The organism is Bradyrhizobium sp. MOS001 (assembly GCF_004634465.1).
Lineage (GTDB): Bacteria > Pseudomonadota > Alphaproteobacteria > Rhizobiales > Xanthobacteraceae > Bradyrhizobium > Bradyrhizobium barranii.
The window spans coordinates 53,098-67,972 of record NZ_SPVJ01000043.1 but is presented as its reverse complement, the minus strand read 5'-3'; the positions used below and the strand labels follow the sequence as shown (position 1 = coordinate 67,972).

The 14,875-nt window shown below is 64.3% G+C and carries 11 protein-coding genes; 9 read left to right on the top strand and 2 right to left on the bottom strand.

The features are described 5' to 3' along the window. Positions 1–164 precede the first annotated feature (164 nt). A complete protein-coding gene (locus CT676_RS34395) occupies positions 165–1,901 on the bottom strand; it encodes a bifunctional protein-serine/threonine kinase/phosphatase (RefSeq protein WP_167768251.1) in 1,737 nt (578 codons plus the stop codon). 55 nt (positions 1,902–1,956) lie between these two features. After that, complete coding sequence (locus CT676_RS34390) at positions 1,957–2,796, bottom strand: formate/nitrite transporter family protein (RefSeq protein WP_028146778.1); 840 nt, start codon at positions 2,794–2,796, stop codon at positions 1,957–1,959. A gap of 673 nt (positions 2,797–3,469) precedes the next feature. Here CT676_RS34390 and CT676_RS34380 point away from each other — a divergent pair. The 9 genes from CT676_RS34380 to CT676_RS34340 all read left to right on the top strand — a co-directional run bounded on the left by CT676_RS34380 (position 3,470) and on the right by CT676_RS34340 (position 14,781). Further along, entirely contained in the window at positions 3,470–4,783 is a 1,314-nt protein-coding gene (locus CT676_RS34380; protein ID WP_085404433.1) for a CmpA/NrtA family ABC transporter substrate-binding protein, read from the top strand. Positions 4,784–4,844: 61 nt separating this feature from the next. Further along, positions 4,845–5,741 carry a nitrate ABC transporter permease gene (gene ntrB / locus CT676_RS34375; protein WP_085404432.1) on the top strand — a complete coding sequence of 299 codons (897 nt, stop codon included), beginning with the start codon at positions 4,845–4,847 and terminating at the stop codon, positions 5,739–5,741. A gap of 13 nt (positions 5,742–5,754) precedes the next feature. Further along, positions 5,755–6,549, top strand: a complete 795-nt coding sequence (locus CT676_RS34370; RefSeq protein WP_085404431.1) for an ABC transporter ATP-binding protein — start codon at positions 5,755–5,757, stop codon at positions 6,547–6,549. A gap of 336 nt (positions 6,550–6,885) precedes the next feature. After that, entirely contained in the window at positions 6,886–8,277 is a 1,392-nt protein-coding gene (locus tag CT676_RS34365; RefSeq protein ID WP_135216303.1) for an MFS transporter, read from the top strand. A 121-nt stretch (positions 8,278–8,398) separates the two neighbouring features. Next, a complete protein-coding gene (locus tag CT676_RS34360) occupies positions 8,399–8,827 on the top strand; it encodes a globin family protein (RefSeq protein ID WP_014497011.1) in 429 nt (142 codons plus the stop codon). 10 nt (positions 8,828–8,837) lie between these two features. Continuing rightward, the gene (locus tag CT676_RS34355) at positions 8,838–10,055 is read left to right on the top strand and encodes an FAD-dependent oxidoreductase (RefSeq protein WP_167768250.1); all 1,218 of its coding nucleotides are present in this window, start codon (positions 8,838–8,840) and stop codon (positions 10,053–10,055) included. A 14-nt stretch (positions 10,056–10,069) separates the two neighbouring features. Next, the gene (locus CT676_RS34350; RefSeq protein WP_085404428.1) at positions 10,070–12,775 is read left to right on the top strand and encodes a nitrate reductase; all 2,706 of its coding nucleotides are present in this window, start codon (positions 10,070–10,072) and stop codon (positions 12,773–12,775) included. Between the two features lie 261 nt (positions 12,776–13,036). Then, entirely contained in the window at positions 13,037–13,933 is an 897-nt protein-coding gene (locus CT676_RS34345) for an SMP-30/gluconolactonase/LRE family protein (protein WP_085404427.1), read from the top strand. An 8-nt stretch (positions 13,934–13,941) separates the two neighbouring features. Beyond that, positions 13,942–14,781 carry an aldo/keto reductase gene (locus tag CT676_RS34340; protein ID WP_085404426.1) on the top strand — a complete coding sequence of 280 codons (840 nt, stop codon included), beginning with the start codon at positions 13,942–13,944 and terminating at the stop codon, positions 14,779–14,781. The last annotated feature ends 94 nt before the right edge of the window (positions 14,782–14,875 follow it).

Sequence of the window (14,875 nt, the reverse complement as noted above, 5' to 3'; positions counted from 1 at the left end):
GGATCTGTCCGCGCCTTCAACGAAGCGTCCCATCCATATCCCCCATCAGGAAACGGAGGAATCGTAACCGACTCGTGGCTTTTCACACAGCCAGGGTCACCAGCGGCAATGCTCTGGCGAACGATAATGGTTCCACTTGGCCGCTAGAAGTGGACGTCTGCGCCCTATCGCCCGTGCAGCAGCGCCAGCAGCACGACGACTGCGCAAGCAAGCGCTGCCGTGGTCAGCTTCCAGAACATCAGCGGGCTGCGCTCCAAGAGCGGCGTGATCCGTGTGTCGAGATAGGCCGGATTGGGCGTGCGAAGCTCGAAGACGAATTCGGACAGATCCTCGTGCCGCTTGTAGGGATCCGGATGGAGCGCGCGCCTGAGCGCGCCGTCGACCCAGGCCGGCACGTTGCGATCGTCGCCGGCCGGGCGATATTGAAGTCTCCGCACGTCTGCCTTGCGCCGGATCCTGGCGATCTGGGTGCCATAGGGAAGCGTTCCCGTCAGCATCTGGTAGCAGATCACGGCCAGCGAAAACATGTCGGAGCGCGGCGAGCCGCCTTGCCCCAGAAAGTACTCCGGCGCCGTGTACTGGACCGTTCCCAGGATGTCGTCGGCCTCGTCTCGCGGCGCGGCTTCCGCGACGCCCGCGACCCTGACCGACCCGAAGTCGATGATCTTCGCGGTGCCCGTCTTGTCGATCAGGATGTTATCGGGCCTGAGGTCCTGATGCAGCATTTCCATGCGGTGGAAGGCGCGCAGCCCCGCGGCGATCTGCTCGACCAGCCCACGGACGGTTTCGAGATCGGGGCGCGGATTGTCGGTCATCCACTGCTTCAGCGTCTGCCCTTCGACGAATTCGGTCGCGACGTAGAGATAACTGCGCCGTCTCGACTGTGACAGCGGCTTCAGCACGTGCGGGCTGTCGATCCGGCGCGCGATCCACTCCTCCATCAGGAAGCGCTTGAGATAGGCGGCGTTGTCGCGCAGATCAATCGACGGCAGCTTGAGCGCGACCGGCGCCTCGGTCTCCACATCGACGGCGAGATAGATATGACTGCGGCTGCTGCCGTGGATTTCCCGGATGATCCTGTAGCCGTCGAAGATCGCGCGCGGCTCCGGCAGCGGCGGAAGCGGCAACTGTGACGTCTGATTGAAGATGCCGGCCGGCTCGCGCTGCGGCACCGCGTCGATGCGCAGGATCTGGACGGTGATGTTGTCGTCGCTGCCGCGCCGGTAGGCTTCCTCGACGATCGCCTTTGCCGCCCCGTCGAGCTCGGCTGCGTGCTCGCCGAGTGCGCTGGTGATGAAGCGCTGGTCGACGAATTCATAGGCACCGTCGGTCGCCAGGATAAAGGTATCGCCGGCCTCGATCTCGAAAGCCTGGTAGTCGATCTCGATCTGCGGATTGATGCCGAGCGCGCGGCCGAGATAGGTCTGCTCCGACGACACGATGATACGGTGATCGTCGGTCAGCTGCTCGAGCGCCTTGCCGGCGACGCGGTAGACGCGACAGTCGCCGACGTGGAAGATGTGCGCCGTGGTCGCCTTGATGACCATGGCGGTCAGGGTGCAGACATAGCCCTTGTCGCGGTCATAGGCATATTGGCTCTTGCGCGTCTGCGCGTGCAGCCAGGAATTGGTCGCGTCCAGCACGCGGCGGGCGGAGGTCTTCACCGTCCAGGATTCCGACGTGCAGTAATAGTCCATCAGGAAGCTCTTGACCGCCGACTCGCTGGCGATCTGGCTCACCGTGCTGCTCGAGATGCCGTCGGCGAGAACGGCCGCGATGCCCTTCAGGCTGAGCAGAGGCTCTTCCGGAATCAGGACGCCGTGAAAATCCTGATTGACGGGCTTGCGCCCCTTGTCGGAGTGCTGGCCGACAGAGATCAGGAGTCCGCGGGTCATCGTCATCACCAGGCGAAGGGAGCCTCACCCTGGTCGGGCGAGGCTCCTCTGTCGAGACGTATCAGGCCGCAACGCGGGTCGGCGCAGCCTTGCCGGCCTGGCGCTTCGGCTTGGTCATGACGTGGGTGGCATAGAGGGTCATGCCGGTGAAGGCGAGGCCGCCGACGAGGTTGCCGAGCACGGTCGGGATCTCGTTCCAGATCAGATAATCCATGATCGAGAATTTGGCATGGAGCATCAGGCCCGACGGGAACAGGAACATGTTCACGACGGAATGTTCGAACACCATGTAGAAGAACAGCATGATGGGCATCCACATCGCGATGACCTTGCCGGGGACCGAGGTCGAGATCATGGCGCCGACGACGCCGGTCGAGACCATCCAGTTGCACAGCATGCCGCGCATGAACAGCGTCGCCATGCCGGCCGCGCCGTGCGCGGCATAGCCGAGCGTTCGGCCTTCGCCGATGTTTCCAATCGCCGCTCCGACCTTGTCGGGGTCTTGCGTGAAGCCGAACGTCGTCACGAAGGCCATCATGAAGGCGACGGTGAAGGCGCCGGCGAAGTTGCCGACGAAGACGAGGCCCCAGTTGCGCAGCACGCCGCCAAGCGTGACGCCGGGACGCTTGTCGATCAGGGCGAGCGGCGAGAGCACGAACACGCCGGTGAGCAGATCGAAGCCGAGCAGGTACAGCATGATGAAGCCGACGGGAAACAGTATCGCGCCGATCAGCGGCTGGCCGGTGTTCACGTTGATGGTGATGGCGAACCATGCGCCGAGTGCGAGGATGGCGCCGGCCATGAAGGCGCGGATGGCAGTATCCCGGGTGGACATGAAGATCTTGGACTCGCCCGCATCCACCATCTTGGTGACGAATTCCGAAGGCGCGAGATACGACATCAATGGTTCCTTTTGCTTCGTAAGTGAGATCGACACGCCCGAGAGAGCGCAGCTGAACATCATTGGCCGTGCGGACAGCTCTGCCGCGCACGAGGGCTATGGAAGGTCTGGAAGCCTTGGGAATCGCGTCACGAGGACTGAGCCGGGAGGGCCGCGAAGCAGTTGAGCTTCCGGGATGCAGCCGCCAGAGGCTGCAACAATGCGGCAAGCCGCAGTCTTCGTTGACGTCGGTGAAGAAGCAAGTTGCGTGCCGTGTGGGTGTGTTGGAAAAGGCTAGCGATATCAATCAGATGCCGCACGCGTTCAGCTGACTTTTGCGGACGCGCGGCCTTTTGCTTGGGCGGCTGCATAAGATTTGTGCGGCGCACAAGGAATGAGCAATCCGCAAAATCCGCGTGCGCAGCAGGCCTGCGACAGTCTGGCGCGGCGTCAATAACCCATTCATTTTTCGACATTTTTCGGAGTGGCGGGCTTGGCATGAAGCTTGAATCATTCAAGCCGACGCCATTGAAGCCGTCCCGCGAGACTTCTCATCCGATTTGCCGACGCCACCAGACGGGGGTCTCCCCCGCCATGCGTTCGCATGCGCCTGTTTCTGGCGTCACGGACGGACGGGCCACTCGCGCGCACTGACGCCATCAATTCTGCAACGATGCAAAGGACGACACTGCCTATGACCAAGCGCACCCGCCAGCCCTCGGGCCTGAGCCGCCGTCAATTGTTGAAGGCCGCCGGCAGCACCGCCGCTCTTCTCGCCGCCGCCAAGCTGAATTTCCCCGCCGGCGCCTTCGCGCAGGACGCAGGCCCCGAGGTCAAGGGCGCCAAGCTCGGCTTCATCGCGTTGAGCGATGCCGGTCCGCTCTTCGTCGCCAAGGACAAGGGCCTGTTCGCCAAATTCGGCGTGCCCGACACCGACGTGCAGAAGCAGGCCTCATGGGGCACCACGCGCGACAATCTCGTGCTCGGCTCGGAGGGGAACGGCATCGACGGCGCGCACATCCTGACCCCGATGCCGTATCTGATTTCCGCCGGCAAGGTGACGCAGAACAACCAGCCGACCCCGATGTACATCCTGGCGCGGCTCAATCTCGATGCGCAGTGCATCTCGGTCGCCAAGGAATATGCCGACCTCAAGGTCGGTGCCGACGCGTCGGTGCTGAAGGCGGCGTTCGAGAAGAAGAAGGCCGATGGCAAGTCGGCCAAGGTCGCGATGACCTTCCCGGGCGGCACGCATGACCTCTGGGTCCGCTATTGGCTCGCCGCCGGCGGCATCGATCCCGACAAGGACGTCGAGACCATCACCGTGCCGCCGCCGCAGATGGTGGCGAACATGAAGGTCGGCACCATGGACGCGTTCTGCGTCGGCGAGCCCTGGCCCGGGCAGCTCGTGCATCAGGGCATCGGCTACACCGCCGTCAACACCGGCGAGATCTGGAGCAAGCATCCCGAAAAGTCGCTCGGCATGCGCGCGGCCTGGGTCGACAAGAACCCGAAGGCTGCCAAGGCAATCCTGATGGCCGTGATGGAGGCGCAGCAATGGGCCGACAAGATGGAGAACAAGGAAGAGCTCGCGACCATCATGGCGAAACGGCAGTGGATCAACTGCCCGGTCGAGGACATCGCCGATCGCGCCAAGGGCAAGTTCGACTACGGCAATGCCGGCAAGGTGGTCGAGAACTCACCGCATATCATGAAGTACTGGCGCGACTTCGCCTCCTATCCGTTCCAGAGCCATGATCTCTGGTTCATGACCGAGGACATCCGGTGGGGCAAATATGAAGCTTCCTTCGACAGCAAGGCCCTGATCGGCAAGGTCAACCGCGAAGACATGTGGCGCGATGCGGCCAAGACCCTCGGTGTCGCAGCCTCGGAGATTCCAGCCTCCACCTCGCGCGGCAAGGAGACCTTCTTCGACGGCAAGGTGTTCGATCCCGAAAATCCGGCTGCCTATCTGAAATCGCTCGCGATCAAGCGCGTCGAAGTCTGATGGAACCCGCGGCCGCCGTCAGGCGGCCGCGTCGTCCTTTGAAGCCGGAGAGGGATTTTCAATGAACATGCCTGCCACGAAGATTGAGGTTGAGACTGCGACGCCTGCGGGTGCTTCCGCGCCGGTCGTCGCGATGACGCTCAAGCGTCCGCCGCGCAGAGAGGCCTACGCGCGTATGGCGAGGGAGACCGCCGTGCGCGTGATTCCGCCGCTGGTCGTGATCGCGCTGCTGACGCTGGTGTGGGAGCTGGTGTGCCGCCGCGCCGGCTCGGCGCTGCCGCCGCCGTCAAAGGTGTTCAAGGACACCAAGGAACTGATCTTCGATCCGTTCTTCGATCATGGTGGCATCGACAAGGGCCTGTTCTGGCATCTCTCTGCAAGCCTTCAGCGCGTCGCGCTCGGCTATTCGTTGTCGGCGATCGCCGGCATCGCGCTCGGCGTGCTGGTCGGGCAGTCGGTCTGGGCGATGCGCGGGCTCGATCCGCTGTTCCAGGTGCTGCGCACCATCCCGCCGCTGGCCTGGCTGCCGCTGTCGCTCGCTGCGTTCCGCGACGGCCAGCCATCGGCGATCTTCGTCATCTTCATCACCTCGATCTGGCCGATCATCATCAACACCGCGGTCGGTATCCGCAACATCCCGCAGGACTACCGCAACGTCGCCGCGGTGGTACAGCTCAATCCGCTCGAGTTCTTCGGCAAGATCATGATCCCGGCGGCGGCGCCCTACATTTTCACGGGCCTTCGCATCGGCATCGGCCTGTCCTGGCTCGCCATCATCGCAGCCGAAATGCTGATCGGCGGCGTCGGCATCGGTTTCTTCATCTGGGACGCCTGGAATTCCTCGCATATCAGCGAGATCATCCTTGCGCTGTTCTATGTCGGCATCGTCGGCTTCGTGCTCGATCGCCTGATCGCGGGTCTCGGCAAGATCGTCACCCGCGGCACGGCGCAGAACTGAGGGAGAAGGGCACATGACCGCCTATCTGAAGCTCGACCATATCGACAAGGTCTTTACCCGCGGTGCCGCCAGCACGGAGGTGCTGAAGGACATCAATCTCACGATCGAGAAGGGCGAATACGTCTCGATCATCGGCCATTCCGGCTGCGGCAAGTCGACCCTGCTCAACATCATCGCAGGCCTGACCGGCGCCACCACCGGCGGCGTGCTGCTCGAGAACCGCGAGGTCAACTCGCCGGGGCCCGATCGCGCGGTGGTGTTCCAGAACCACAGCCTGCTGCCGTGGCTGACCGTCTACGAGAACGTCAAGCTCGGCGTCGACAAGGTCTTTGCCAGGACCAAGTCCCGCGCCGAACGCGACGCCTGGGTCATGCATAATCTCAACCTGGTGCAGATGGCCCACGCCAGGGACAAGCGTCCTTCGGAAGTCTCCGGCGGCATGAAGCAGCGCGTGGGCATCGCCCGTGCGCTGGCGATGGAACCGAAGGTGCTGCTGCTCGACGAGCCGTTCGGCGCGCTCGACGCGCTGACCCGCGCGCATCTGCAGGACTCGGTGATGGCGCTGCATCAGAAGCTCGGCAACACCATCCTGATGATCACCCACGACGTCGACGAGGCGGTGCTGCTATCCGATCGCATCGTCATGATGACGAACGGGCCGAGCGCGCGCATCGGCGAGGTGCTGGAGGTGCCGCTCGCACGTCCCCGCAAGCGGCTCGATCTTGCGACCAACTCCACCTATTTGAAGTGCCGCCACCGCGTGCTCGAGTTCCTCTACGAGCGTCATCGATTCGTCGAGGCCGCGTAAACCAAGGTTTAACGTGGATGATAAACGCGCCTAAATAATCGACACCTCGCTCAATCCTTGTGCGCCGCACAAGGATTGAGCGAATCGCAAAATTTGCGAGCGAAATACACCTGGAAGAATTTCGGGCAATGCGAACAAGCCCCTGAATTCCCTGTATTTCCCGAACGCGCGCAATTGGCACGGAAATTGAAATACCTTTTCCGACGCCAACGACGACGTCCCTCAACATCATCAATCAGCATCGTGAACTCGCCACCGGGGCATGGCCTCGGCGCGCGCCTCCGCGTGGAGGCTGAGCCTGCAACGACGCAGCGGTGAGCCTAGAAGGGATTATCAATGACGACGAATCCGACTCGAAATCCGACGTGGATTTCTGATTGGCGCCCCGAAGACGAGGCGTTCTGGAATGCGGGCGGCAAAGTGATCGCCCGGCGTAACCTGATCTGGTCGATCGTGGCCGAGCATATCGGCTTCTCGGTGTGGCTGATCTGGAGCATCGTCACCACCAAGCTGCCGCAGGCGGGCTTCCACTACACCACCGACCAGCTGTTCCAGCTCGTCGCGGTGCCCGGGCTGATCGGCGCATTGATGCGCTTCCCCTATACGTTCGCGGTCACGACCTTCGGCGGCCGCAACTGGACCATTTTCAGCGCGGCTGTCCTGTTCATCCCGACGCTGTCGCTCGCCTATTTCGTCGGCCAGCCCGACACCCCGTTCTGGCTGATGCTGCTGATCGCATCGACCGCGGGTCTCGGTGGCGGCAATTTCGCCTCCAGCATGACCAACATCTCCTTCTTCTTCCCTGACCGGATGAAGGGATGGGCGCTGGGGCTGAACGCGGCCGGCGGCAATATCGGCGTCTCCAGCGTGCAGCTCTTGACCCCGATCCTGATGACGCTCGCGGTCATCAACCTGTTCCAGGCGTCCCCCGTCGACGGCATCTTCCTCCAGAACGCCGGCCTGATGTGGGTGCTGCCGATCGCGATCGCGGTGTTCGGCGCGGTGTTCTTCATGAACAACCTGACCACGGCCAAGTCGTCGATCAAGAACCAGCTTGCGGTGGTCAAGCGCAAGCACACCTGGATCATGGCGTATCTCTATATCGGAACATTCGGATCCTTCATCGGCTACTCGGCGGCGTTCCCGCTGCTGATCAAGACGCAGTTTCCGGCGATCTCGATCTCGATCGCGTTCCTCGGGCCGCTGGTCGGTTCGCTGTCGCGACCGCTCGGCGGCTTGCTCGCCGACAAGATCGGCGGCTCCATCCTCACCTTCTGGAATTTCATCGCGATGGCGGGCGCCACCGTCGGCGTGCTCTACTTCGTCGGGCACAAGGACTTCACCGGCTTCCTTGCGATGTTCCTGATCCTGTTCGTGACGACGGGCATCGGCAACGGCTCGACCTACCGCATGATCCCCTCGATCTTCCGCGAGCAGAACCTGTTCAGGGTGCGTGGCAAGGGCGATGCGGCGCGCGCGGCGGCGTTGAAGAACGCGAGCATCGAGAGCGGTGCGGCGGTCGGCTTCATCGGCGCGATCGGCGCGGTCGGCGGCTATCTGATCCCGACCGGTTTCGGCAAGTCGATCGCCATGACCGGTGGTCCCTCGCTCGCGCTCGCGATCTACCTCGCTTTCTACGCCTCCTGCCTCGGACTGACCTGGTGGTTCTACCTGCGTCGCAGCCCGCAGGGTGAGGGCGCGTCAAGCCTCGCGGAAGCGCGAGTCTGAGTTTGGCACGAATGTCGCTTCTCCCCGTACGCGGGGAGAAGACTCTCTGATGACGTTTGACCCATGAACCTTGTTCGCAACGGCGCGGACAAAGGCAGACCGAAACAGACAGGAGAACATCATGACTTCAGAACAGATTGCCCTCGTCCAGCAGAGCTTTTCCAAGGTCGCGCCGATTTCAGAGGCGGCCGCGGTGCTGTTCTACGATCGCCTGTTCGAGGTGGCGCCGTCCGTGCGCGCGATGTTTCCCGAGGACATGACCGAGCAGCGCAAGAAGCTGATGGGCATGCTCGCGGCCGTCGTCGGCGGCCTGTCGAAGCTCGAGACGATTCTTCCCGCGGCCTCGGCGCTCGCCAAGCGTCACGTCGCCTATGGCGCCAAGGCCGAGCACTATCCGGTGGTCGGCGCGACCTTGCTCTGGACCCTCGAGAAGGGCCTCGGCGAGGCCTGGACGCCCGAACTCGCCACGGCCTGGACCGACGCTTACGGCGTCCTGTCCGGCTACATGATTTCCGAGGCCTATGGCGCACAGGCGCAGGCCGCCGAATAGGAGATGCCTTGTGAGTGAACCGCTGGTCATCGTCGGTAACGGTATGGCGGCCGCGCGTCTGGTCGACGAGCTCGCCAAGACCTCGCTCGGCCGCTACGCGGTCGCGGTGATCGGCGAAGAGCCGCGGCTCGCTTACAATCGCGTGCTGCTCTCCTCCGTGCTGGCCGGCGAGACCGGCTCGCACGAGATCGAGCTGAGGCCGGCGGACTGGTGGCGCCATCGCGGCGTCACCGTGCGCTACGGCTATCGCGTCACCGAGATCGACACCGGCCGCCGTGAGCTCAAGATCGAAGGTGAAGAGAGCGTCGAATATTCCAAGCTCGTGCTCGCCACCGGCTCGACGCCGCTGCGGCTCAACGTGCCGGGCGCCGATCTCACCGGGGTGCACACCTTTCGCGATACGCGCGACGTCGATCTGCTGCTGACGCTCGCTGCGGCGAAGAAGCGTGTCGTCGTGGTCGGCGGTGGCCTGCTCGGACTCGAAGCGGCCTATGGCCTTGCGAAAGCCGGCGCGCCGGTGACGCTGCTGCACCTGATGGACCGGCTGATGGAGCGCCAGCTCGATCTGCCGGCGGCCGACCTGCTGAAGACGCTGGTCGAGCGCAAGGGCATCCGCATCCTGCTTAACGCCTCCACCGCCCGCATTCACGGCGAGGGCCATGTCGAAGCCGTCGAGCTCGCCGACGGCACGCGCATCGAGGCGGATGCCGTGATCTTCGCCGCCGGCATCAGGCCGAATGTGGCGCTTGCCAAAGAGGCGGGCATCGCGGTCAACCGTGGCATCGTCGTCAACGACGAGATGCAGACGGCCTCGCCCGACATCTACGCGCTCGGCGAATGTGCCGAGCATCGCGGCACCTGCTACGGCCTGGTCGAGCCCGCTTACGAGCAGGCGCGCGTGCTGGCGCGGCATCTCGCCGGCCGTCCCGCCGCCTATCAGGGCAGCGTGGTCTCGACCAATCTGAAGGTCTCCGGCGTCAGCGTCTTCTCCGCCGGCGACTTCATGGGTGGGGACGGCAGCGAGAGCCTGGTGCTGTCAGACCGCAGGCGCGGCACCTACAAGAAGCTCGTCATCGCCGACGGCCGGCTCACCGGCGCGGTGCTGATCGGCGATACCGTCGATGCGCTCTGGTATCTCGAGCTGATCCGCAATCGCGACAAGGTGACGGCGATCCGCACCGACATGATGTTCGGCCGCGCGCTGGCGCGTCCTTCCAAGGCGGCTTGATAAGGCAGCTCGATATGACGGCGATCGATCCCACGCTCCGCGCCACCAAGACGACCTGTCCCTATTGCGGCGTCGGCTGCGGCGTGCTGGCGACGCCCGACGGCAACGGTGGCGCGGCGATCGCGGGCGACCCGGATCATCCCGCCAATTTCGGCCGGCTGTGCTCGAAGGGCTCCGCGCTCGGCGAGACCGTCGGGCTGGAGAGCCGGCTGCTCTATCCGATGATCCGCTGCAAGGGCGTGCTGGAGCGTGTCGCCTGGAGCGACGCGCTCGATCACGTCGCCCATCGCATGCAGCACATCGTGGCGCGCGACGGCGCCGATGCGGTCGCGTTCTATCTCTCGGGCCAGCTCCTGACCGAGGACTATTACGTCGCCAACAAGCTGATGAAGGGCTTTGTCGGCACGGCCAATGTCGACACCAATTCGCGGCTCTGCATGTCGTCCTCGGTCGCCGGCCATCGCCGCGCCTTCGGTGCGGACACCGTGCCCGGCTGCTACGAGGATCTCGACCAGGCTGACTTGCTCGTGTTCGTCGGCTCGAACGCGGCCTGGTGCCATCCCGTGCTGTTCCAGCGCATGCTGAAGAACCGGCAGGAACGCAGCGCGCGCATGATCGTGATCGATCCGCGCCGGACCGACACGGCCAGCGACGTCGACCTGTTCCTCGGCCTCAAGCCCGGCACCGACACCGCGCTGTTCTCCGGCCTGTTCGTCCATCTCGCCGACAATGGCGCGCTGGACCAGGATTACATCGCGCAGAACACGTCGGGCTTCGATGACGCGCTGACGCGCGCGCGCAACATCGCCGGCAGTGTCTCCGCGACCGCACTGGCGACGGGTCTGTCCGAACAGGACGTCGCCACCTTCTTCAAGATGTTCCGCGACACCGAGCGAGTCGTCACGCTCTATTCGCAGGGCGTCAACCAGTCGGCGCAGGGCACCGACAAGGTCAACGCGATCCTGAACTGCCATCTTGCCACGGGACGCATCGGCAAGCCGGGCGCCTCGCCGTTCTCGCTCACCGGCCAGCCCAACGCGATGGGCGGCCGCGAGGTCGGCGGCCTTGCCAACCAGCTCGCCGCGCATATGAACTTCACGCCGCCCGACATCGACCGTGTCAGGCGGTTCTGGAAGGCGCCGCGCATCGCCACCCATGAAGGGTTGAAGGCGGTGCAGCTGTTCGAGGCGATCAACCGCGGCGAGGTCAAGGCGCTCTGGGTGATGGGCACCAACCCGGCGGTGTCATTGCCGGACGCGGACGTCGTACGTGAAGCGCTGAAGAAGCTCGAGCTGTTCGTGGTGTCCGAGAACGTGCTCTCCAACGACACCGTCGAGGCCGGCCCGCATGTGCTGCTGCCGGCGCTGGCCTGGGGCGAGAAGTCGGGCACGGTGACCAACTCCGAACGCCGCATCTCGCGCCAGCGCTCGTTCCTGCCGGCGCCGGGCGAGGCGCGGCCGGACTGGTGGATTCTGAGCGAGACCGCAAAGCGGCTCGGCTTCGGCGACAGCTTCAACTACAAATCCGCCGCTGATATTTTCCGCGAGCACGCGGCGCTTTCGGCGTTCGAGAACGATGGCAGCCGCGATTTCGACATCGGCGCGCTGACCGCGCTCTCGGACGAGGCCTTCGACGCCTTGAAGCCGGTGCAATGGCCGGCGCGCGAAGGCGAGGCGGCCGGCGAGCGCTTCTTCGCGAACGGCGGCTTCTTCACCAATGACGGCAAAGGCCGCTTCGTCGCGCCGGAGGTGCCGTCGCTGCGCGGCGAAACCGGCCCGTCGCGCCCGCTGCGGCTCAACACCGGACGTATCCGCGACCAGTGGCACACCATGACGCGCACGGGGCTCAGCCAGCGTCTCGGCGCGCATCTGCCGGAGCCGTTCGTCGAGATCCACCCGGATGATGCCAGCAAACACGGCATCGCGCATGACGGCTACGCCCGCATCACCACCGATTACGGCCAGTGCATCCTGAAGGTCGTCGTCAGCGACCGTCAGCAGCGCGGCACGCTGTTCGCGCCGATCCACTGGAGTGCGATGAGCGCCTCGCACGGCCGCGTCGGGGCGCTCGTGCAGTCCTTCACCGATCCGTTCTCGGGCCAGCCGGAGTCGAAAGCCACGCCGGCGGCGATCTCGCCTTATGAATACGTCTTCCGCGGCTTTGCGCTGTCGCGCAAGCAGCTCGATCTGCCGCCGAACCTGATGTGGACCCGTGTCACGGTTTCGGGCGGCTTCGGCTATCTCTTCGCCGACAATGCGGATCTGTCGCGCTGGCCGGCCTGGCTCGACGGTGTCGCCGGCGAGGATGTCGCCGACTATCGCGACTTCGGCGGCGGCGTTTATCGCGCGGCCTCGTTCGCGGGCGACCGCATCGAGACCTGCCTATTCGTCGGCCCCGCGCATGATGCCGGCGACTGGGAGGTGGTGAAGAGCCTGTTCGTGGCCGATCACGTCACCGACGAGCAGCGCCGCATGCTGCTGTCAGGCAAATCGACGGAGGGCGCGGCCTCGACCGGCCCCATCGTCTGCGCCTGCTTCGGCGTCGGCCGCGGCACCATCTGCGACACCATCGCGAGCGGCGCGCGCACGGCGGCCGAGATCGGCGCCAAGCTCAAGGCCGGCACCAATTGCGGGTCATGTATCCCCGAGCTGAAGCAGTTGATCGCGACGACGGAAGTGGCGCCGGCGAAGCAGGCGAAGGTCGCGGCGGCTGCGGGGTAGGGGATCTCTCCAGACTGGGAGACTGTCTCGTGCCCCGGACGCTGCGCAGCACGAAGTGATGCGCTGCAGAGCCGGGGCCCATCTCACAGCAGAGTGTTTGGCCTTTCTGGGTCCCGGCTCTGCGCAGCAGCGTTTCACGCTGCAGCGCGTCCGGGACACGAGAGTGACGTGGACGCAGCCATGTCCTTCGCCCAATCGACGCGCCAACGATTGTGCCCTATGTTGCCGCGATCCCCCTCCACATGCACAAAAACAACAATGATGTACCTGGAAACGCCGCCGCGCCTGATCGAAACCAAGATCTTCTCCGCCATGCCCGACCATTTCCGCCGCAAGGGCGTGCGGACCGATTGGGCCGATGCCAACCGGCCGGGTGTGCCGACCGATAGTTTCATCGAAGGGCCGTCGTTCGACAAAGACGGCAACCTCCATATCGTCGACATTCCCTTCGGCCGCATCTTCCGCATCGCGCCTGATGGCGCGTGGTCGCTCGTGATCGAATATGAGGGCTGGCCGAACGGATTGAAGATCGCGGCCGACGGCCGCATCCTCGTGGCCGACTACATGCACGGCATCATGGAACTCGACGCCGGGGCAGGGCGCATCAGGCCCATCCTGACCGCGCGCAATTCGGAATCGTTCCGTGGCTGCAACGATCTGCATCTCGCCTCCAACGGCGACATCTTGTTCACCGATCAGGGCCAGACCGGCCTGCACGACGCAAGCGGCCGTGTCTATCGCCTGACGCCGAGCGGCCGGCTCGATTGCCTGCTCGACACCGGCATCAGCCCGAACGGCCTGGTGCTCGACCCCAGCGAAACGGTGCTGTTCGTCGCCATGACCCGCGACAATGCGGTGTGGCGGTTGCCGTTCATGAAGGACGGCAGCGTGTCGAAGGTCGGCCGCTTCTGCTCGCTGTTCGGCACCAGCGGTCCTGATGGCATGACCATGGACGCGGCCGGTCGCCTGTTCGTCGGCCACGCTTCGCTCGGCCACGTCTTCGTGTTCGCGCCGAACGGAGAGCTGATCGCGCGGATCAAGTCGTGCGCGGGTCCGAGCTGCACCAATGTCGCCATCGGTGGCGCCAAGAAAGATCGGCTCTATATCACGGAGTCAGGGACCGGCAGCGTGCTGGTTGCGGATATCAGCGGACTGTGAGCTTTGACATGAACACAAAACCCTTCGGCAAGACCGGCGCGAACGTCTCCGTCATCGGGCAGGGCACCTGGTATCTCGACCATGGCGACCGCAAGCGCGCGATCGCGGCGCTTCAGCGCGGGCTCGATCTCGGCATGACCCACATCGACACCGCCGAGATGTACGGCGATGCCGAGCTCGTCATCGCCGATGCGATCGCAGGCCGCCGCGATGAAGTGTTCCTGGTTTCAAAGGTGCTGCCGAGCAACGCCTCGCGCGGCGGCACCATCACGGCGTGCGAACGCTCGCTGAAGCGGCTGAAGACCGATCGTCTCGACTGCTATCTGCTGCACTGGCGCGGTTCCTATCCGCTCGAAGACACGGTTGCCGCGTTCGAAGAGTTGGTGAAGGCCGGCAAGATCAAATCCTGGGGCGTCTCCAATTTCGACGCCGACGATCTCGACGAAATTCTCGACGTCTCCGGCGAAGGCCGCATCGCGTGCAATCAAGTGCTCTATCATCTCAAGGAGCGCGCGATCGAGCATGCGGTGATCCCGTGGTGCGAGAAGCGTGGCGTCGCTGTCGTCGCATACTCTCCGTTCGGCCACGACGATTTTCCCGCAAGCAACAGCAAGGGAGGCGCGGTGCTGGCACGTATCGCGGAGGCGCGTCGTATGACACCGCGGCAGGTCGCGCTGAGCTTCCTTACCCGTGCGACTACGGTGTTCGCGATCCCGAAGGCCTCGTCCGCGGAACATGCCGGCGAGAATGCGGCGGCCGGCGATCTCGTGCTGACGAAAGAGGAGATTTCGGCGCTCGATGCGGCGTTTCCGCGCGGTCCGAAGCCGCGCAGCCTACCCATGTTGTAGTGCACAAACGCCTATTATTAATGGAGTATTGACGCGCGGGGTCGTCAGCGCATATCGGCATCCTGTTTTCGGAAGTTGTGAAAGCGGCGCATTT